At 72.6% G+C, this 19960-nt stretch carries 19 protein-coding genes and 3 pseudogenes; 11 read left to right on the forward strand and 11 right to left on the reverse strand.

The window, feature by feature from the left end; all coding sequences use genetic code 11:
- Positions 1-19 precede the first annotated feature (19 nt).
- From SSQG_RS34110 to SSQG_RS34130, 5 genes are read left to right on the forward strand one after another with little or no spacing between them, the layout of a single operon-like run.
- Positions 20-1363: an L-fuconate dehydratase gene (locus SSQG_RS34110; protein ID WP_003994540.1), complete on the forward strand. Its 1344-nt coding sequence runs from the start codon at positions 20-22 to the stop codon at positions 1361-1363.
- Positions 1360-2115, forward strand: a complete 756-nt coding sequence (locus SSQG_RS34115) for an SDR family NAD(P)-dependent oxidoreductase (protein ID WP_003994541.1) — start codon at positions 1360-1362, stop codon at positions 2113-2115. Before SSQG_RS34110 ends, SSQG_RS34115 begins: the two co-directional genes overlap by 4 nt.
- On the forward strand, positions 2112-3110 hold the full coding sequence (locus SSQG_RS34120; protein ID WP_003994542.1) for an aldo/keto reductase: 999 nt from the start codon (positions 2112-2114) through the stop codon (positions 3108-3110). The genes SSQG_RS34115 and SSQG_RS34120 overlap by 4 nt, the downstream gene beginning before the upstream one ends.
- Entirely contained in the window at positions 3107-3460 is a 354-nt protein-coding gene (locus SSQG_RS34125) for an L-rhamnose mutarotase (protein ID WP_003994543.1), read from the forward strand. The genes SSQG_RS34120 and SSQG_RS34125 overlap by 4 nt, the downstream gene beginning before the upstream one ends.
- Positions 3457-4290: an amidohydrolase family protein gene (locus SSQG_RS34130; protein WP_039934226.1), complete on the forward strand. Its 834-nt coding sequence runs from the start codon at positions 3457-3459 to the stop codon at positions 4288-4290. The genes SSQG_RS34125 and SSQG_RS34130 overlap by 4 nt, the downstream gene beginning before the upstream one ends.
- On the opposite strand, the gene SSQG_RS34135 is transcribed toward SSQG_RS34130, so the two are convergent.
- Positions 4278-5699 (reverse strand): lipase maturation factor family protein, encoded by a 1422-nt coding sequence (locus SSQG_RS34135; protein ID WP_003994545.1) that lies wholly within the window; start codon positions 5697-5699, stop codon positions 4278-4280. The genes SSQG_RS34130 and SSQG_RS34135 overlap by 13 nt on opposite strands.
- A gap of 221 nt (positions 5700-5920) precedes the next feature.
- Between SSQG_RS34135 and SSQG_RS34140 the strand changes: the two are divergent.
- Positions 5921-8013: pseudogene (locus tag SSQG_RS34140) on the forward strand (SpoIIE family protein phosphatase).
- A 159-nt stretch (positions 8014-8172) separates the two neighbouring features.
- Positions 8173-9036 (forward strand): Fpg/Nei family DNA glycosylase, encoded by an 864-nt coding sequence (locus tag SSQG_RS34145; RefSeq protein WP_003994547.1) that lies wholly within the window; start codon positions 8173-8175, stop codon positions 9034-9036.
- Here SSQG_RS34145 and SSQG_RS43235 read toward each other — a convergent pair whose 3' ends face one another.
- The 6 genes and pseudogenes from SSQG_RS43235 to SSQG_RS34180 form a co-directional block, all read right to left on the reverse strand.
- A complete protein-coding gene (locus tag SSQG_RS43235; protein WP_039934227.1) occupies positions 9037-10113 on the reverse strand; it encodes a hypothetical protein in 1077 nt (358 codons plus the stop codon).
- 163 nt (positions 10114-10276) lie between these two features.
- Positions 10277-10993: pseudogene (locus SSQG_RS44155) on the reverse strand (caspase family protein); the annotation flags it as partial.
- A complete protein-coding gene (locus tag SSQG_RS34165) occupies positions 10990-11370 on the reverse strand; it encodes a hypothetical protein (RefSeq protein ID WP_039934231.1) in 381 nt (126 codons plus the stop codon). The gene SSQG_RS34165 and the pseudogene SSQG_RS44155, both read right to left, overlap by 4 nt.
- A 138-nt stretch (positions 11371-11508) precedes the next feature.
- Positions 11509-12165, reverse strand: a complete 657-nt coding sequence (locus SSQG_RS34170) for a zf-HC2 domain-containing protein (RefSeq protein WP_039934232.1) — start codon at positions 12163-12165, stop codon at positions 11509-11511.
- A gap of 151 nt (positions 12166-12316) precedes the next feature.
- Entirely contained in the window at positions 12317-12829 is a 513-nt protein-coding gene (locus SSQG_RS34175; protein ID WP_003994551.1) for a hypothetical protein, read from the reverse strand.
- Between the two features lie 152 nt (positions 12830-12981).
- Positions 12982-13527: a sigma-70 family RNA polymerase sigma factor gene (locus tag SSQG_RS34180; RefSeq protein ID WP_003994552.1), complete on the reverse strand. Its 546-nt coding sequence runs from the start codon at positions 13525-13527 to the stop codon at positions 12982-12984.
- A 222-nt stretch (positions 13528-13749) separates the two neighbouring features.
- Here SSQG_RS34180 and SSQG_RS34185 point away from each other — a divergent pair, with 222 nt between their 5' ends.
- Positions 13750-14904: a CapA family protein gene (locus SSQG_RS34185; RefSeq protein WP_003994553.1), complete on the forward strand. Its 1155-nt coding sequence runs from the start codon at positions 13750-13752 to the stop codon at positions 14902-14904.
- A gap of 19 nt (positions 14905-14923) precedes the next feature.
- On the opposite strand, the gene SSQG_RS34190 is transcribed toward SSQG_RS34185, so the two are convergent.
- Positions 14924-15385 (reverse strand): universal stress protein, encoded by a 462-nt coding sequence (locus SSQG_RS34190; protein WP_003994554.1) that lies wholly within the window; start codon positions 15383-15385, stop codon positions 14924-14926.
- Between the two features lie 88 nt (positions 15386-15473).
- Between SSQG_RS34190 and SSQG_RS34195 the strand changes: the two genes are divergently transcribed.
- Together SSQG_RS34195 and SSQG_RS34200 are read left to right on the forward strand one after the other, a co-directional pair.
- Entirely contained in the window at positions 15474-15842 is a 369-nt protein-coding gene (locus tag SSQG_RS34195; protein ID WP_003994555.1) for a hypothetical protein, read from the forward strand.
- 63 nt (positions 15843-15905) lie between these two features.
- A pseudogene (locus tag SSQG_RS34200) lies at positions 15906-16745 on the forward strand (polysaccharide deacetylase family protein).
- A gap of 36 nt (positions 16746-16781) precedes the next feature.
- On the opposite strand, the gene SSQG_RS34205 reads toward SSQG_RS34200, so the two are convergent.
- Positions 16782-17453: a class F sortase gene (locus SSQG_RS34205; protein ID WP_003994557.1), complete on the reverse strand. Its 672-nt coding sequence runs from the start codon at positions 17451-17453 to the stop codon at positions 16782-16784.
- A gap of 352 nt (positions 17454-17805) precedes the next feature.
- On the opposite strand from SSQG_RS34205, the gene SSQG_RS34210 reads away from it, so the two are divergent.
- A complete protein-coding gene (locus tag SSQG_RS34210; protein WP_003994558.1) occupies positions 17806-18291 on the forward strand; it encodes a hypothetical protein in 486 nt (161 codons plus the stop codon).
- Between the two features lie 121 nt (positions 18292-18412).
- Here the strand turns inward: SSQG_RS34210 and SSQG_RS34215 are convergent, their stop codons facing one another.
- Positions 18413-18949: a hypothetical protein gene (locus SSQG_RS34215; protein WP_003994559.1), complete on the reverse strand. Its 537-nt coding sequence runs from the start codon at positions 18947-18949 to the stop codon at positions 18413-18415.
- Positions 18950-19172: 223 nt separating this feature from the next.
- Entirely contained in the window at positions 19173-19937 is a 765-nt protein-coding gene (locus tag SSQG_RS34220; protein ID WP_003994560.1) for a DUF4239 domain-containing protein, read from the reverse strand.
- Positions 19938-19960: the final 23 nt, after the last annotated feature.

Below are 19960 nucleotides of genomic sequence, written 5' to 3' on the forward strand. Positions count from 1 at the left end.
TGCAACCGAAAGGCCCCCCGTGTCCCCGACGCCCGCCCGCATCACCGCGGTCGACACCCACGACATCCGCTTCCCCACCTCGCGCGAGCTCGACGGCTCCGACGCGATGAACCCGGACCCCGACTACTCGGCGGCCTACGTCGTCCTGCGCACCGACGCGGCCGACGGGCACGAGGGGCACGGATTCGCCTTCACCATCGGGCGGGGCAACGACGTGCAGGTCGCCGCGATCGACGCACTCCGCGGACACCTGCTCGGCCGCTCCGTCGACGACCTGTGCGCCGACCCGTCCACCCTCAACCGCGACCTGATCGGCGACAGCCAGCTGCGCTGGCTCGGGCCCGAGAAGGGCGTGATGCACATGGCGATCGGCGCGGTCGTCAACGCCGTGTGGGACCTCGCGGCCAAGCGTGCCGGCCTGCCGCTGTGGCGGCTGCTCGCCGAGGCCGAGCCCGAATGGCTGGTGCGCCAGATCGACTTCCGCTACCTCACCGACGCCCTCACCCCCGAGGAGGCCCTGACCCTCCTGCGCCAGGGCGGACAGGGCGCCGAGGAGCGCACCGCCCGGCTCCTGGAGCGCGGCTACCCGGCCTACACCACCTCGCCCGGCTGGCTCGGCTACGACGACGACAAGCTCACCCGGCTCGCCGCCCAGGCCGTCGCCGACGGCTTCCGGCAGATCAAGCTCAAGGTCGGCGCCGACCTCGACGACGACATCCGCCGCTGCCGCGTCGCCCGGTCCGTCATCGGCCCCGACCTGCGCATGGCCGTCGACGCCAACCAGCGCTGGGATGTCGACGAGGCGATCCGCTGGACCAAGGCCCTCGCCGAGTTCGACCCGTACTGGATCGAGGAACCGACCAGTCCCGACGACATCCTCGGCCACGCGGCGGTCCGCCGCGCCGTCGCCCCCGTGAAGGTCGCCACCGGCGAGCACGTGCAGAACCGGATCGTCTTCAAACAACTCCTCCAGGCCGGCGCGCTCGACGTCGTCCAGATCGACGCGGCCCGTGTCGGCGGCGTCCCCGAGAACCTCGCGATCCTGCTGCTCGCGGCCAAGTTCGGCGTCCCGGTCTGCCCGCACGCGGGCGGTGTCGGCCTGTGCGAACTCGTCCAGCACCTGTCGATGTTCGACTATGTGGCCCTGTCCGGAACCACCGAGGACCGGGTCATCGAATACGTCGATCATCTGCACGACCACTTCCTCGACCCGGTGGTCATCCGCGAAGGTCATTACACGGCACCGACCGCGCCGGGCTTCTCGGCCGCCATGCGTCCCGAGTCGCTGGCGCGCTACACCTACCCGGGCGGCGAGTTCTGGGCCGCCGACCTCGACGAGCGGAAGAAGGGTCAGTCCGCATGAGCGACTTCGAGGGCCTCAAAGCCCTGGTGACGGGCGGCGCCTCCGGCATCGGCCGGGCCACCGCCGACCTCCTGGCCGAGCGCGGCGCCCAGGTCGCCGTCCTCGACCTGGACCCGTCGCCGGTCGGCAGGCCACTGCTCGCCCACCGCGCGGACGTCACCGACGACGCGTCCGTGCGCCAGGCCGTGGCGGCCGCGGTCGCCGACCTCGGCGGGCTCGACATCCTGGTCAACAACGCGGGCATCGGCGCCCAGGGCACCGTCGAGGACAACCCCGACGACGACTGGCACCGCGTCTACGACGTCAACGTCGTCGGCATGGTCCGCACCACCCGCGCCTGCCTGCCCCACCTGCGCTCCTCCGCGCACGCCGCGATCGTCAACACCTGCTCCATCGCCGCCACCGCGGGCCTGCCGCAGCGCGCCCTGTACAGCGCCACCAAGGGGGCCGTGTACTCCCTCACCCTCGCCATGGCCGCCGACCACGTCCGCGAGGGCATCCGCGTCAACTGCGTCAACCCGGGCACGGTCGACACCCCCTGGGTCGGCCGCCTCCTGGACGCCGCCCCCGACCCGGCCGCCGAACGCGCGGCCCTGGAGGCCCGCCAGCCCACCGGACGGCTGGTCGCCGCCGCCGAGGTCGCCGGCGCCATCGCCTACCTGGCGAGCCCCCTGTCCGGCGCCACCACGGGCACCGCGCTCGCCGTCGACGGCGGCATGCAGGGCCTGCGGCTGCGCCCGGTGGCCCGGTGAACCGGCTCGGCGGCAGCGGCGTCGAGGTCAGCGCCCTGTCCTTCGGCGCCGCCGCCATCGGCAACCTGTACACCGAGGTCGGCGAGGCCCAGGCCCACGAGGCCGTGGAGGCCGCCTGGCAGCGGGGCGTCCGCTACTTCGACACCGCCCCGCACTACGGCCTCGGCCTGTCCGAACGCCGCCTCGGCGCCGCCCTGCGCGAGCACCCCCGCGACCGGTACACCGTCTCCACCAAGGTGGGCCGCCGCCTGGAGCCCGCGGACGGCACCGGCGACGACCTCGCGGGCGGATTCGCCGTACCCGCCACCCACCGGCGCGTCTGGGACTTCAGCGCCGACGGCATCCGCCGCACCCTGGAGTCCAGCCTGGAACGCCTCGGCCTCGACCGGGTGGACGTCGTCTACCTCCACGACCCGGACGAGCACGCCGAGTGGGCCTTCCGCGAGGGCTACCCGGCCCTGGAGAAGCTCCGTTCCGAGGGCGTGGTCGGCGCGATCGGCGCCGGGATGAACCAGGCCGAGATGCTCACCCGCTTCGTCCGCGACACCGACGTCGACGTGGTGCTCTGCGCCGGGCGCTACACCCTGCTCGACCAGAGCGCCCTCACCGGCCTGCTGCCCGCCGCACACGAGCGCGGCGTGTCCGTCGTCATCGGCGGCGCCTTCAACTCCGGCCTGCTGGCTAACCCCAAGCCCGGCGCCACGTACAACTACACGGCGGCACCGTCCGAGTTGGTCGAGCGGGCCCTGCGGCTGAAGTCCGTCGCCCACCGCCACGGCACCACGCTGCGCGCCGCCGCCCTGGCCTTCTGCGCCGCCCACCCGGCCGTCGCGAGCGTCCTCGTCGGTGCCCGCTCGGCGCACGAAGTGCGCGACTGCGCCCACCAGTTCGCCGCCCACGTGCCGGACGGCTTCTGGCAGGAGCTGCGCGCCAAGGGCCTGCTGCCCGCCGACGCCCCCGTCCCCTCCGAGGAGACGTCCAAGGAGCCGTCATGAGAGTCGCCCTGCACACCAAGGTCCGAGCCGACCGTGTCGCCGCGTACGAAGCCGCCCACCGCGCAGTCCCCGAGGAACTCACCGACGCCATCCGCGCCGCCGGTGCCACCTCCTGGACGATCTGGCGATGGGGGCCCCTGCTCGAGCGAAGCCGAGAGCTTGGGGGAGGCGCCGACCTGTTCCACGTCCTGGAGCGCGAGAACTACGCCCGTCTCCTCGCCGCACTGGAGGAACTGCCCGTGAACGTCGCCTGGCAGGCCCGTAGGGCGGAACTGCTGGAGGTCGTGCACGACTCCTCCGGCGAGGGCGCGGACGCCGGTCTGCCCGTGGTGTGGGAGCTGCCGTCATGACCGTGGTCGACGCCCACCACCATGTGTGGGACCTGTCCGTACGGGACCAGGACTGGATCACCGGCCCCGAACTCAGCCCACTGCGCCGCGACTTCACGATCGACGACCTCGACCCCGAGGCGAGGGCCGCCGGAGTGGGCCGCACGGTCCTCGTCCAGACCGTCACCGTGCCCGAGGAGACCCCGGAGTTCCTGGCCCTGGCCGAGGCGCACGAGCTGATCGCGGGTGTCGTCGGCTGGACCGACCTCACCCGCCCCGACGTCGCCGGCGAACTGGCCCGGCTGCGGGAACTCCCCGGCGGGCGGTACCTCAAGGGCATCCGCCACCAGGTCCAGGGCGAACCCGACCCGGAATGGCTGCTGCGCCCGGACGTCCAGCGGGGGCTGGCCGCCGTCGCCGACGCCGGACTCGTCTACGACCTCGTCGTCCTGCCGCACCAGCTCCCGGCCTGCGCGCGAGCGGCCGCCGCCCTGCCCGGCCTCACCTTCGTCCTCGACCACCTGGGCAAACCGCCCGTCGCCGCCGGCACCCTCGAACCCTGGGCGTCGGACCTGCGCGCCCTCGCCGCCCTGCCCAACACCGTCGCCAAACTCTCCGGCCTGGTCACCGAGGCCGATGTCGCCTCCTGGACCGTGGCGGACCTGCGCCCGTACGCCGAGGTGGCGCTGGAGGCCCTCGGACCGGACCGTCTGATGTACGGCTCGGACTGGCCGGTCTGCACGCTCGGCGTCGCCTACGGCGGCACCCTCGACCTCACCCGCGAGCTGACGTCCCCACCCGAACACGAGCAGATCCTCACGACCACGGCCACCCGCGTCTACGGCCTCTGAGCGGTCTTCGCCAGCCGCGTCGGCGGCAGGTACTCCCGCACGAACGTCCGCTCCCAGCACGCGCCCGTCTCCCGCAGCTCGCGCCACGTCGTGTATCGGTAGCGGAACAGCCGGGCGCGCACATAGCGCGGGGGCTCGTCCGGCGGGAACGGCGAGCGGCGCAGCAGCTTCAGCGTGTCCCGGTCGTTCTCCAGGAGGCGCTCCACGAACGTGCCGAACCAGGAGTCGGCGTAGGCGGGGGAGAGGGCCGCGAACCACATCAGCCAGTCGAGCCGCAGATGATAGGGCGCGAACTGGCGCGGCCAGCGCCGCGGATCGCCCGGCTTGCCCTTGAACTCGTACTCACGCCAGTCCGAGTCCGCACGCGGCACGTCGTCCCGGGTGCCCTCGACCACCACCTCGTGGCGGACCCGGCTCACACTGCCGAACGCCCCGTAGGTGTTCACCAGGTGGAGCGGGTCGAAGGAGCGGTTCATCACCTGGCGGCGGGAGACCATGTTGCGCACCGGCTGGTAGCTGAGGCCCAGCAGCAGCGCCGCCACCGCGAGGACCACGACCACGTACCACAGCGGAGCGCCGGGCACCTCCGGCGGATCGGCCGGGAAGCGCACCACCGGCAGGGCCAGCACGATCGTGATCCAGTTCAGCCAGGCGAAGTTGCCCGACAGCACCAGCCACAGCTGGGTGACGATCATCAGTGCGGCGGCGGCCGTCGCGACGGGCTGCGGGGCGAACAGCAGGAACGGCACCACGAGCTGGGTGACGTGGTTCGCGGCCACCTCGACGCGGTGCGCCGGCCCGGGCAGATGATGGAAGAACCAGCTCAGCGGGCCCGGCATCGGCTGGGTCTCGTGATGGTGGTCCAGGCAGGTCAGCTTCCGCCAGCACTCGTCCCCGCGCATCTTGATCAGCCCGGCGCCGAACTCCACCCGGAACAGGATCCAGCGCAGCAGGAACAGCACGACGACCGGGGGCGCCACCTCGTCGTTGCCGAGGAACACGGCGAGGAAGCCGACCTCCAGCAGCAGCGACTCCCAGCCGAACGAGTACCAGGTCTGCCCCACGTTGACGATCGACAGGTACAGCACCCACGGCACCAGCCACAGCAGCATGCCGCCCCACAGCGGCAGCAGCGAGTCCACCCCGGCCAGCAGCGCCGCCGACACCGCGCACCCCGCCCAGGCGCAGAGCGCGAAGAAGCGGTCCGAGTAGTGCAGCTGGAACAGGCTCGGCGCGCGCTTGAACGGTACGCGTTCGACGAACCGCGGCACCGGCAGCATGCCGCGCCGCCCGATCAGCGCCCGGAACTGCAACGCGGCCGTCAGGAACGCGACCAGGTACACGCCGGCCAGCGCCCGCTGGAAGACCAGCCGGCTCAGCCAGTACTCGGATGCGGTGAACCAGTCCACTGCCGTGTGCTCCTCCCGGTGCGGCGCCGGACCCCAGTGTCACGCTCCGTGTACCACCGCTCCGGACGCGTACCCCGGGCGAGTGAACCGAACGCCGCGGACGGTCCGCCCGGCACCCCCGCGGGGGTCTTGACCAACAGAAGGGGACCGGTGCCGCCGAGAGGCCCGTAGACTCGGCGCATCCGGTCGAAGAATCGGACGAATCCTGGCAAGGTGGGCCCATGGCTGATCGGGGAGCGAGCGCCCTGTCACCCCCGGACGACTGGCCCGCCCAGCCGGACCCGATCCTCGCGCTCAACCGGATGGGCAGCTTCGACTGGGATCTGGACACCGGCCTGATGGCGATGGACGCCCAGGCCCACGCGGTCTTCGACGTGCGCCCCGATGAGTACGACGACCACCCCGAGACCCTCTCCAAGCGCGTCCCGCCCGACGAGGCCCGGCGTCTGGACACGGCCGTCTCCCAGGCCCTGAAGGACGGCAGCGAGAACTATGGCGCCTACTTCCGTCTCCGCCGCCGCGACGGCACGCTGCGCTGGACCCACACCCAGGGCTACATCCGGCGCGACGACACCGGACGCCCCCGCCGCATCATCGGCATCATCCGGGACGCCACCCAGGAGCTCGGCGACAGCGACGCCCGCCTCGGCCAGGCCGCCCAGGACGGGGCCCGCCGGCAGCAGGCCAGCGTCGTCGAACTCACCACGGCCGCCCTCGCCCACGCCCGCACCGTCCAGGACGTCATCGACGTCCTCAAGGACACCCACGGCGTGACCCACCTGGGTGCCACCAGCCTCGTCATGGGCCTGGTCGAGGCCGACCGCATCCGCCTGGTCGCCGAGGGGCCCGTGGGCAGCTTCGTCCCCGGCACCCGGGTCACCCGGATCGACGAGCCCTACCAAGATGAGCGAGGCCGTACGGACCCTCGGCCCCTGCTTCATCGAGTCGCCGGAGGAAGTTCGCCGAGCGCTATCCGGGTGCTGGTGGGCCGCACCTCACCGACCTGAACATCACGTCGGCCGCCTATCTGCCGCTCATCGTCCAGGCCCGGCCCATCGGCGCGATGGGCCTGCTCTACAGCGACCGGCGAGGCTTCACCTCCGAGGAGCGCGATGTCCTCGTCGCCCTCGGCAGCAGCATCGCGCAGAGCATGCAGCGGGCGATGTTCTACGAGCAGGAGATGGATCTCGCGCAGGGCCTCCAGCAGGCCATGCTGCCCCGGACCATCCCGAGCGTGCCCGGGGCCGACGTGGCCGTCCGCTACCGCGCCGCCACCATCGGCGGCTCCGTCGGCCGTGACATCGGCGGCGACTGGTACGACCTGATCCCGCTGCCCGGCGGCCGGGTCGGCGCCGTCATCGGCGACGTCCAGGGCCACGACACGCACGCGGCCGCCGTCATGGGCCAGTTGCGCATCGTGCTGCGCGCCTACGCCGCCGAGGGGCACACCCCGGCCGCCGTGATGGCCCGCGCCTCCGTCTTCCTGCACGAACTCGACACCGACCGGTCCGCCACCTGCCTCTACGCGGAGGCCGACCTGACCACGGGCGTCCTCCAGATGGTCCGGGCCGGCCACATCGATCCGCTCGTGCGCCACACCGACGGCAGCTGCCGCCGGGCCACCGTCCCGGGCGGACTGCCGCTCGGCCTGTCCGCCGAGTTCGGCCGCCTCGACTACCCCGTGGCCACCCTGGAGCTCGACCCCGGCGACACCCTGCTGCTGTGCACCGACGGCCTGGTGGAGCAGCCCGGCGCCGACCTCGACGACGGCATGCGCACCCTGACCGCGCTCGTCGCCACCGGCCCCGACGACGTACGGGACCTCGCCGACCGGCTCATCGACGTGGCCGCCGAACGCGGCGGCGACGACGACGTGGCGCTGCTCCTGCTGCGCCGGCGCGGCCCCGACGGCCCGCAGTACGGCGGCCGGCTCCAGCGGCACGTGGCGCCCGGCGACCCGGCGGCCCTGACCGAGGCCCGCCACATGATCCGCACCGCGGTCGGCACCTGGGGCGCCCGGGACCGCGCCGACGAGATCGAACTGGTCGCCGACGAGCTGATCACCAACGCCCTGATGCACACCGAGGGCTCCGCGATCGTCACCCTGCGGGCCCTCACCGGCTCCGAGCGCCGGCTGCGCGTCGAGGTCGAGGACTCCTCCAGCGCCCTGCCGCGCCGTCGCGAGGCGGGCGAGTCGGGCGTGTCCGGGCGGGGCCTGCTGCTGGTCGACCTGCTCACCGACGTGTGGGGCGTGGAGGCCCGGGGCGGCGGCAAGGCCGTGTGGTGCGAGTTCGTGGTGCCCGGACGCGACTAGTGCCGCGGCGGGCGACGTTCGCCCGTCGAGGAGCGGCGTCCGGTGCGGCGAGTGGGGGTGCCCCCTGCTCGAAGAGCTCGGGGGAGCGTGCCGGGCGTCGCGACGGGGCGAACATTGCCTGTCGGGGCACTACGGCCCTCCTGGTGGCACTCTGGACCCATGCCGGAACTCCCCGAGGTCGAGGCGCTCAAGGACTTCCTGACCGAGCACCTCGTCGGCCACCAGATCGTCCGCGTGCTGCCCGTCGCGATCAGCGTGCTGAAGACGTTCGACCCGCCGCTGTCCGCCGTCGAGGGCCACGAGGTCGCCGCCGTACGCCGGTACGGCAAGTTCCTCGACATCGCGACCGCGGACGGCCCGCACCTCGTGACCCACCTGGCCCGCGCCGGGTGGCTCCAGTGGAAGGATCGCCTCCCGGACGGCCCGCCCCGCCCCGGCAAGGGCCCCCTCGCGCTGCGTGCGGCCCTGGAGACCGGCGCCGGCTTCGACCTGACCGAGGCCGGCACCCAGAAGCGGCTCGCGGTGTACGTCGTGGAGGACCCGCAGGAGGTCCCGGGCGTCGCCCGGCTCGGCCCGGACCCGCTGGCCGACGACTTCGACGAGCGGCGCCTCGCGGAGCTCCTGGCCGGTGAACGGCGTCAGCTCAAGGGCGCGTTGCGCGACCAGAGCCTGATCGCGGGTGTGGGCAACGCCTACAGCGACGAGATCCTGCACGCGGCGAAGATGTCGCCCTTCAAACTGGCCGCGTCCCTGAGCGCGGCGGAGACGGGGCGGCTGTACGCGGCCCTGCGCGACACCCTCACCGACGCGGTCGAGCGCTCCAGGGGGGTCGCGGCCGGCCGCCTGAAGGCCGAGAAGAAGAGCGGCCTGCGGGTCCACGGCCGTGCCGGCGAGCCCTGCCCGGTGTGCGGCGACACCATCCGCGAGGTGTCCTTCAGCGACTCCTCGCTCCAGTACTGCCCGACCTGCCAGACCGGTGGCAAGCCGCTGGCGGACCGCAGGATGTCCCGGCTGCTGAAGTAGTCACCAGGAGCCGCTGCCCACCAGGTAGGCGATGCCCATGAGGACGGCCAGGACCAGCACCGGGATCGCCAGCCCCTTGGCGACCGAGGTCAGGGTCCGTGTGCCGCCGGCGGCCCGCTCGGAGTAGAGGTCCCGCCGTTGTCCCAGCTCGCGCCGGGCGAGCACGCCGACGACCAGGGCGAGCGCGGCGGTGATCAGCGACAGGATGAGCGGCGTGAACGCTCCGTGGGCCTGCAGGTTGTCCTCGATGTTGCCGTCGACCCCCTCGTCGCTCCGTTCCGCGACGGCCACCGCCGCGGCCTGTACGGCTATGACGAGCGTGATGACCGCGGTGACGGCGAGGGCGAGGGCGGTGCCGGCGAGGGCAGGGGCGAGGGGGCGGGTCTGCCCCCGGGCCGGTGTGCGGGTCCTCGGGGGTGGTGAGGTCGGGGGCTTGCGCCCGGGGGGCGGGGATGTCGCGGGCCTGCGCGCGGAGGGTGGCGAGGTCGCGGGCCTGCGCGCGGAGGGCGGGGACGTCGCGGGCGTGTGCGCGGAGGGCGGGGGAGTCGCGGGCTCGCGCGCGGGCGGCCGGGAAGGCGGGGGCTCGACGATCGCCGTTTCCTGGTCGTGCGCTCCCTGGCCCGGCACACGCTGTCGCGGTGGGCGGGGCGGGGCCTCGACGTCGGGCCCGGCGGGGGGTGCGGACTCGTGCGCCGGCCCCACCACGGCCTCGACGTGGATCACCGCCTCGTCGGCCACGCCCTTCAGCGTGATCTCTCCGGACAGCCGCCCTTCGGCGGCCGTGTCGACATGGACCCGGAGGCCGTCCGCGGCCGGCTCGACGCGCAGCCACGGCTGGGCGGGCTGGGCCACGCAGTGCCTGGCCAGCGGCGGGCCCTGCAGGGTCACGGACTTCTCCTGCGAAGGCGAGCCCCTCGGCACCAGGCCGAAGTCCAGGCGGTCCGGGGACGGCGCGAGGTGTATCTCGCGCAGGGCGCGGTGTGCCAGAGCGGCGATCTGGCGAAATGATAAATAGCCCGCGACCTCCACCAGGGTCTGGCGCGCCCCCTCCGCCACGGGCAGGCTCTCGTCCCGCACCCGAGTTGTCCAGCTCCCAGGACGGCCCCCTGCCGGGTGAGGACGTTGTCGCTTTTCGAGGGGCGGCCCGCAGCGAGACCGGGGTGGGCACGGCGGCGATCTTGATGCGGCCGCGCCGGCTGTGCGCCAGATGGAACTCACCCCGCATCTCCACCGTCTTCTTCGGCGTCTGGTTGGGGTTCTGCTCCCGGACGTGCTCGTAGACGTAGTCGTACAGGTCGTCCAGGGACACCTCGCCGTCCGCGTCGAGGTCGGCCTCGCCGGTCCCCAGGCCCTGCACCACCGCGTGCGTGAACACCGAGGGGCGCGGAGCGGAGTTCTCGGCGAGCTGGTCCCCCTCGAAGGCGTACTCCATGGAGTCGGACGCCGTGATGACGGCCCAGCCGCGCCCGCCGGCCGGCTTGTCGCTCGGGAAGGACTCGAGGACGTTCACATCCCCCGAAGCGCGCACGGAGGACGAGCCCCGGGAGAAGGCGCCTCCGTAGCAGCAGTCCAGGAAGAGGACGGTCCGGCCGGCCTTCGTGCGGGACATGCACCCGCGGACGAACTGGGCGGGAATCGCCGTGGCGTCCAGCAGCGGGGGCTCGGTGTCGCCGGCGGCGAAGTACAGCTCGCCGGACTCGCTCTTGAGGCCGTGGCAGGAGAAGTGCAGCAGGAGGGTGTCGTCGCGACGGCGGTCGTTGAAGAAGCGCTGGATGTGCCTGCGCATGGCGTCGGCGGACGCGTTGCGCACCACCTCCACCTCGAAGTCGCCGATCCGCGCGTCGTGCAGGACCCCGGCGAGAGCCGCGGCGTCCTGCGCGGGCGCCCGGAGCTTCTTGAGCCCCTGGTCGGCGTAGCGGTCGTTGGCGATGATCAGCGCGTGCCGGGAGTCGGTCATGGCGGCGCTCCGGCCGGGGCATGGCGTTGGACGAAGGCCTTGAACGCGTCCTCGACCTGCTCGTCGGTCGCCTCGGACACCTCCAGGACGTCGCCGTCCATCTCCAGGTGCAACGAGGGACGGGTGTCGTGGGCCCTGCCCAGCCACGACCGGATCACGGTCACGACCTGGTTCAGGGCGGTCGCCGAGCTGCCCAGGGCCACGAGCAGCGCACCGACCTGTGTCACGTCCACGGCTCGCGCGCCGGGCGGCACCTCCCCGGCGGGCAGCGCGCTGACGTCGTCCACCTCGACGTCGAGTAGTTCCTCACGCAAATAGCCGGTCAGCTCCGCCACGCGTTCGGCGTCCGCCTCCTCCTCGGAAAGGAGGATCGTCAATTGGTTCTCCACCGGCTCAGCCCCTTCGTCCGTGCTCGCAGGGGCGGCGCGGAGCCCACCCTCAACGGACCAACAGACGCTCCGCGTCGGTACTTTCAGTGTCCGTCCGACGCTGTGGGCTGGCAAATCAGCACGGGGTCAGCGCGGCGGCTCCAGTGACACCAGACGTTCGCCGGTCGCCGTGCGGATCTCGTAGCGGGCGATCTCGTCGGCGTGCTTGGATGAGCTGGCCATCATCGTGTGCGGCTGTGCGTCGTGCCCCGGCCCGTGCCAGCTCGTCGCGGTCTCCTCGCTGCCGTCATGACCGACGATGACCAGATGGCAGGCGCGGGAGTCCGCCGAGTCCTTCACCTTCAGCTCGACCTGGCTGCCCGAGGCCCCGTCCTCCGTGGTGACCTGCGCCCACACTCCGGTCTGCGCGTCGGTCGCCGCGATCCGCGCGGGCGCCTCGTCACTGCCCGCGGCCATCATCGCGATCCCCGGTACCGACACCGCGAACGCCACCGACGCGGCCATGGCGAACAGAAGTCTCCGGCGTCCGGCCCGGCGCCGCGTCGCCACCTCGGCCAGCAGCCCGTCCAGCATGCGCGGACCGGGCTGCGCCATGGGGTGCACGAACCGTGGAGTCGACCGCCGGTACAGCATCAACTGCCGTGTCGTCGCGCCGAATTCCGTCACCTCTGCAGCGCACCGAGGGCACTCCATGAGGTGGTCCTCGAAGCGGAAGGCCTCCGCCTCGTCCAGCACGCCGAGCGCGTAGGCGCCGACGTCGCGATGCCTTTCCAGGGACCTCATGCCGAATCCTCGTGCCGTTGGGTGCGGGTGGGGTTACTCCTTGCTCCCACCGGTACGGACCAGGCAGCGGAATCACTCAAGCCGGTGACACAATCGCAACCTAAGGATTCGGAGCGCTCCGGCCCGCGGATTGGTCCCGGGTCGCAGAAATCTAAAAAAGATGGATGGCGAGGTGCCCCAGCGGCAGTCCGAGCTGCCAGGCGGGCGTCCAGACCTTCGGCCCCTCGTCCTCGCCGACCACCGGAGCGCCGCCCGGCACCGCGTTCAGATCGGGCGCGAGCAGCTCCGTCTCCTGGAGCCAGCGCCACGCCTCCTGAGCCAGTTCCAGGTCCGGCGCGGGCCGGCCGGACCCGGCGGCCTCGGCCGCGAGCTCGGCCAGCCGGTCGCGCACCCACTCCTGCCACGGCTGGTCGTACGCGGTCAGCGACAGCCAGGTCTCCAGCTGCGTGACCACCCGGATGCCCGACAGCTCCCCCTCGGTGTCGGAGAGGAAGATGGTCAGCGCCAGGGCATCCCGCCCGGCGCGGAACTCGAAGGACGTCGGCGGCATCAGATCGCCGGTCCGCAGCAGCTCGTCGGCGATGTACTCGGCGTACAACCACGCCATGGGAACGGTCAGTTCACCGCCGCTGCCGTCCGTGCTCTCCTGCCCTCTGTGCTGCATCCCTTCCTGCCTTCCTCCGGTACGTGCGCGTCGCCCGACACCGGGCCCCGGGGGCGCTGACAGCCCCCTCCGGAACACGGATGAGAACAGCCGATTACTCAACCGGGGTCCTCAGCAAGGCGCTTTACGGAGGCTTGACCCGCCCGTTGGTTTCAGCGCAGGTCGGTGGCGTAGCCCGGAAGCACCCGGCGCAGGGCGCGCAGCGCGTAGTACGCGCGGGACTTCACGGTACCGGGCGGGATTCCGAGGGCCGCCGCGGCTTCCGCCACACTCGCCCCCTGGAAGTACACGAGCACCAGGACTTCACGGTGCTCCGGAGTGAGTGTCTTCACAGCCCGGCGCACGTCGAGCGTCGCCGCGGCCCGCTCGGCGTGGTCGGAGATGACCCGTGCGTTCTCCAGTACCGCGTCGCCGACCTCGGCCGGCCGGGCCTGCCGGGCGCGCCGGGCGTCGATCGCGAGGCGCCGCCCGACGGTCATCAGCCAGGGCCGTACGGACTCGAAGTCGTCGGCGCGCAGGGCCTCGGGATGCTGCCAGGCGCGCACGAGCGTCTCCTGGACGAGGTCCTCCGCGCGCTGCCGGTCGCCGTCGGAGAGCCGGAGCAGGAGTGCGAAGAGGGGCCGGCCGTGCTCCCGCTGCAGTGCGGCGAGCTCGTGCTCGGCGGTCGTCCCGTTCGTGAGCGTGGATCCGGCCGTCATGGCCGTATGCCACCGCAGGGCGCGGCCCGGGGACAGGCCACGTACCCGGCTGTGCGGCGGACGGTCGATCGCGTCGACGAACGGTTCGACGAACGGTCGCGGCCGTCCGCCCTGGGCGCGCCAGACGGGCTAAAGAGCGTGTCGGAGCCGCGTGAGGCGACGTGGGCCTTCTTTCCTGATTGTCCGTAAATACGACAATGGTGCTCACGATGGGGTGAACGGATGATCGCACGCAGCCGACAGGTGGCCCTCGCTCTGACCGTCGTCCTCGCCGCGGGCGCCGCCTGCCAGGCCCGCGGCCACGAACCGCCCCGCCCCGTACGCCCGGCACCGTCCGCCGTCGCCCTCCGCGGCTTCACCCTGGTCGCCTCCGGCGACGTCCTCCCGCACAGCACGATCATCGACCGCGCCCGCTTCGACGCCGGCGGTGCCGGCTACGACTTCGGGCCGATGCTCGCGGGGATCCGCTCCGTCGTCTCCCGGGCCGACGTGGCCCTGTGCCACATGGAGACCGTGTACGGCGCGAACGGCGTCTACACCGGCTACCCCACCTTCAAGTCCCCGCCCGAGGTGGCCGGCGCGCTCGCCGCCACCGGCTACGACGGCTGCTCCACCGCCTCCAACCACACCCTCGACGACGGTGCCGGCGGCATCCGCCGCACCCTCGACGCCCTCGACCGCGCGGGCGTACGGCACGCCGGCTCGGCCCGGACCGAGGACGAGGCGAACACGGTGACGATGCTCCGGGCCGGTTCGGCGAAGATCGCACACCTCGCCTACACCTACGACACGAACGGCCTGCCGCTCCCGGCCGGGCAGCCCTGGGCCGTCAACCTCATCGACGAGACCAAGGTCCTCGCCGACGCCCGGGCCGCGCGCCGGGCGGGCGCCGACGTGGTCGTCGTCTCCCTGCACTGGGGCACCGAATGGCAGGACGCCCCCGACGAGCGGCAGCTGAGCCTCGCCCGGAGCCTCACCGCCGCGCGGACCGGGGGACGCCCGGACGTCGACCTGATCCTCGGCACCCACGCACACGTCCCGCAGGCGTACGAGAAGGTCAACGGCACCTGGGTCGTCTACGGCATGGGCGACCAGATCGCCGGCGCGATGTACAACCACCAGGGCGCCCAGGACCCGCGCGGCAACCAGTCCAGCCTCGGCCGCTTCACCTTCGCCCCGCCAGCACGGCCGGGCGGCCGCTGGGAGGTCACGAAGGCCGAGTTCGTCCCCCAGCTGTTCGACGTCGACGCCGGCCGGGTCGTCAACCTCAACCGGGCGATCGCCCAGGGCGCCGAGGTACAGGGCGTCCGCGACCGCATCCGCGACGTCGTGCTCAGCAGGGGCGCGGCCCAGGACGGCCTGGTGATGGGGGAGTAGGCGGGGCCCGCTCCCGCCTCTAGGGCACCACGGTCACCGGCCAGCGGCCCGCCTTCACCAGACGTATGGCCACCGAACCGACGATCCGGTGGCCCGCCTGCTCGGACGCGCCCACCACCACCGCGTCCGCCTTGAGTTCGTCCGCCGCCTGTACCAGGCCGTTGTACGGATCGCCGCGGAACGTGTGGAACTCCCAGCGGACCTCGAACACCCCCTTGAGCCGCTCGGCCGCGTCCCGGATCTGCGCCACCAGGTCCTCGGCGATCTCGTCGGTCGTCTCGGCCACCGGCGCCCCGAGCGCGGCGCCGGCCGCCAGGACCGGCTGCACGTACACCACGGCGAGCAGCGCGTGCTGCCGCCGGGCCAGACCGCCGGCGTAGGCCGCGGCCCGCAGGGAGGAGTCGGAGCCGTCCACCCCGGCCACGATCACCTTCGGGCCGTCCGTGCCCCGCTCGAACTGATGGGAGTGCTGTTCCGTCACGCCGCGAGGCTATCGGAACCCGCAGGTCCGGCCGTCGCGCGGGAGCGCTCGAGGGGCGGGAGGACCCGGGTGTTCCTGGAGTCGACACATGAGTGCCATCGCGGACACCGGGACGGCCGAGGGCTTCGTATCCGTACCGTCGATGCGCAAGTTGTGGGGAAGGGGGCACCCGAAGGGCGGACGGCGGCCCGCCACCACGGAGGGGCTGCCGTCGTTGGCGGTGCTCGGCCTCGCCGGAGGGGACGGGACCGAGCCCGCCGACCCTTTCTCCGGGCTGTCCGACCAGGTCCGCGTCCGGCACGTCAAACTCGACCGGCCGCGCGCCGCCGCCACCGACCCCTACCCGGTCGGCGTCCCGGCCCGCACCCCTGTTCCTCACCGGACTGACGATCCGGGAGACCCTGCCGTTCCCCCTGGTGCGCCGCCACTGACCCGTCTGCGTCGGCTGTCCGGGTGAAACCGTGCCGCCGCACCGGTGTTGCTCAGGTGCGTCGGCCTCCCGCCGGGCGACTGATGAGTCATGAAGAAGGATCAGTTGCTCACCCGGCGCGGGGTGTTGATCGCCGGCGCCGGTGCCGTGGGAGCGGCCGCCACGGCCGGTGTCCTCACGGGAGTCACCGGTGACGGCTCCGCCGGGTCGTCCGTCGCGGCGGCAGGCCCGCAGGCCCGCCGCCCGCTCAACTCCAGCGCGTACCGGCTCCAGCCCCTGACCGGATACGCCCCGCCGCGCGCCGCGCCCCGCCGGACCCTGGTCCGCCGCGAACCGCTGCTGCGCCTCTCCGGACGCGGCCGCATCCTTGGTGCTGAACTTCGACGACGGCCCCGGACCCCCGCTACACCCCGGGCCATCCTGGACACCCTCGCCGAGTACGACGTACGCGCGATGTTCTTCGTGTGCGGCGAGATGGCCGCCGACCACAGGGAACTGCTGGCCCGGATGGCCGACGAGGGCCATGTCGTCGGGAACCACACCTGGTCGCACCCGCTGCTCACCCGCCTGAGCCGCCGGCAGATCCACTCCGAGATGGCACGCACCAGCGACGTCATCGAGGACGCCTACGGGGAGCGCCCCGAGTGGTTCCGCGCCCCCTACGGCGCCTGGAACCGCACCGCGTTCCGGCTCGGCGCCGAACTCGGCATGGAACCCCTCGCCTGGACGGTCGACACCCTCGACTGGACGGCGCCCGGCACCCGGGTCATCGTCGACCGGGTCGAGGACGGCGCCGCCCCCGGCGTCGTGGTGCTCTCGCACGACGCCGGGGGCGACCGCTCGCAGAGCGTGCGCGCCCTGCGGCGCTATCTGCCCGAACTGCTGGACTCCGGCTACCACGTCACCGTGCCCCGGCGGGACTACGCGTAGGTGACAGCGGGCCTTCCCCCGCCCGGCTCGGGACGCTCAGCGCACCTCGACCAGGCGGGCGAAGACCACGACGTTGCCCGCGTATCCGCTCTGCTGGGAGAAACCGCCACCGCAGGTGATGACCCGCAGTTCCGCCGCGCCCTTGGAACCGTAGACACGGTCCCCGGGGAAGTTCTCCTTCTCGAACACCTCGATGCCGTATACCTCGAACACGACGGTCTTTCCGTCCTGCCGGGCGACCTCGATGCGGTTGCCCTTCTTCAGGGCGCCGAGCGCGTAGAAGACGGCGGGGCCCTGCTGGTTGTCGACATGGCCGACGACGACCGCGGTGCCCTTCTCGCCGGGGGTGACGGCGCCGGTGAACCAGCCGGCCAGGTTCGGGTCCTCCGGCGGCGGCGCGCCGACCCAGCCGTCCGCGTCCAGGCCCACGGGCAGCACGGGCGCGTCGACCCGGATCGCCGGGATCCTGACCCGGGCCGGCGGGGCGAAGGGCAGCGGCCGTACGGCCCCGGCGAAGGTGCCGCCGGGCAGACGGCTGTCCGCCGCGGCCGCGGTCGCCGGCTGCGGCGGGCCCTCGTCGAACTCCCCCGAACCGTTCCGGATGAGCGCGAGGCCGGTCAGCAGAACAAGCGCTATCACGCCCCACGGGACGCGCTTCGCCTTCCGCCGCGCCTCCTCCTCCGCCTCGGCCAGCTCGGACGCAGACATTCGTCATCCCCTCTCGACGCGGCCGTCGCCGTGTCATTCGCGCATACCAGAACGCTAAGCGCCGTGCGCGAAAGCGGCGACGGAGCAGGGGCGAACGGGTGGCGGCCCCATGGGTCGGTGCGCCGTCCGAGCAGTGGTGCGCCATCCGAGTTTGCGGCCGCGCGGAAATTTCCGACCCACTGTGACCTGCGGCGATATCCGATTGCGCGGGTTTTTCGCGGCATGCTTGATCACCAGGACGGACCATTCCCGAAATGCGGCTCGTGGAAAGGCAACTGACTGTCTTTCTGGGAGGCGCTTTCTCGCCGATCGACCGGGGACGGGTCCCGGGGCGTCTTCCGCGGAGGTTCTCATGCCCAACACTCGCGCCCTGGCGGTCGCCGGCGCCGCGGTCGCCGCCCTCGGCCTCTCCGCACCCGCGGCCGTCGCCTGGGACACGCCCAGCAACATCGTCGCGATGCCCAACATGATCGCCCGCGGCGGCCAGCTGACCATCACGGTCGACGGCTGCCGCAATGGCGGCACGGCGACCTCCAACGCGTTCTCGCCGACGAGACTCACGCCCATCCACGGCGCCAACAACACGGCGAGGGGCATCGCCCTCATCAACAACAACGCCCGCCCGGGGCCGTACGACATCACGGTCATCTGCGACGGCAGGAGGCTGACCAAGCCGCAGGCGTTCACCGTCATCGGCGGTGTCCGCGGCGGTGTCGGCGGCGGCAGCACCACCGGCGCCACCCCGACCGACATGGCCATCGGCGGTGGCCTCGTGGCCGCGGCGGTCGTCGGAGGCGGCGTGTTCTGGATGCGCCGCCGTGCCGAGCGCCGCGTCTGACCCGACGTCTCGCTCCTCGCTTCCCGGACGGTCGGTCGCCTCGCACGTGAACGGTCTTCGCCCCGGGGGGGGGGGGGGGGGATCCGGGGCGAAAGACCTGTAGGCGGCACAGGGCGACAGGTCAAGGCGGCCTCCTAGTCGGTGCGAGCGGCGTGTGAAGTTGTACGCCGCGCCGAAGCGGAACCGGCGATGAGCACACCGCCGAGTCCGATCTCCTTGAGGTCGAAGCCGGCGAGGGGCCGCCCTCACCGGCGTGCACGCCCTTCGTCGGATGGCGGCCCTGGGGCCCGGGGTGGTGCCCCGGGTGGTCCGCCGGAGGGCGGCCGGAGATGGTCAGGCGTGCGGTGCCGCTCGTCCTCTCGCAGACGAACTCCACGTCGTAGACATCGCCGGGCTCGGCGTTCCAGTCGACCACCGCCGTCGTCCACGACTGCCACGGCGCGATGGTGACCACGTCGAAGACCGGCGAGGAGACCGCCGCCTCCCCCCGGCACGCGTTGCGGTCCACCCGCAGAATGACCTTGCCGCCCGGATTGACGGTGGAGGGATCGACACTGAAGCCGAAATCGCTCCGGACCGCCGCGTCGGCGGCCGGCACGCAGGAGGTGAGGGCGCCGGCGCCCAGCAGTACGGCCGTGGCGACGCATATCCCGCGCATGGTGACCTCCGGGTCCCCGAGGAGCAGCCGCGGACCTGTTCCGCTCGCGTCACAAATGCACCTCGATGCCCGAAACGCTATGAACTCGCGATCGACGGCGCGATCGCAGTCGCGCGAATGGGGCACCCGTGTGGGCCGCCCGGGGGAACCCCGCGTACGGCGGTCGGGGGACGGCGACGGTGTGTCGCTCGCCCCCCGGTCCGCGTCCGTGGTGCGGAGGCGGTCAGTCCCCGACGCCCGGGAAGAGGTTGAGGAAGGGGTCCGCCGAGGCGGTCACGCCCCTGCCGTAGGGCGAGTCGAAGTCCCAGATCAGGAACAGCAGGAAGGCGATGAGTGCCGAGAACAGCCCGGCGAGGACCAGTTCCCGCGTGGTTCTGCGGATCTGCAGGGCGAAGATCATCCCGATGGTGATGACGGCTCCGGCGATCAGCCCGAACCACACCACGCCCGGCATGGTCTCCCCGGTCGACTCCGCCCGGGCGACCCGGGCCTGATTGGCCATGGTCACCTGGTCGAGGAGCGGCTGGTAGGCCTGGGCCTCGAAGTCCGTCGCCGGCTCGTAGTCGGTGACGTCCTGGCGCACGCGTTCGAAGAGCTCGTCGCCCCGTTCCGTGACCTGGGACTTGTCGGCCATGGTGTCCCACTCGGTGGTGACGACATGGCTCACGTACGACCGGATGTCCTCCCGGATGCGGTCGCGTGCGTCGGCCGGGTAGACCCGGACCCGCTCCGAGATCTCGTGCAGTGCGGTGGCTTCCGCCTGGACGTGGTCCTGGGCGGCGCTGCGCCCCTCCCAGACTCCGGCGATCGCCAGGCCCAGGACGATGGCGTACACCACGCCGATCCACATCGTCATGTATTCGATGACGTCCGGGGTCTCGCTGGGGTCCTCGTCGTCGGCCGCCGCGCGGTGCCGTACGAAGGTGATGACGACCACCACGACGCAGGCGGCGAGCATCGCGAGGGTGAGAACAAGCCATTCCGGCAAGAGGTGCCTCCAGTGCTTCAGGG

The sequence above is a fragment of the Streptomyces viridochromogenes DSM 40736 genome, from assembly GCF_000158955.1.
GTDB classification, from domain to species: domain Bacteria; phylum Actinomycetota; class Actinomycetes; order Streptomycetales; family Streptomycetaceae; genus Streptomyces; species Streptomyces venetus.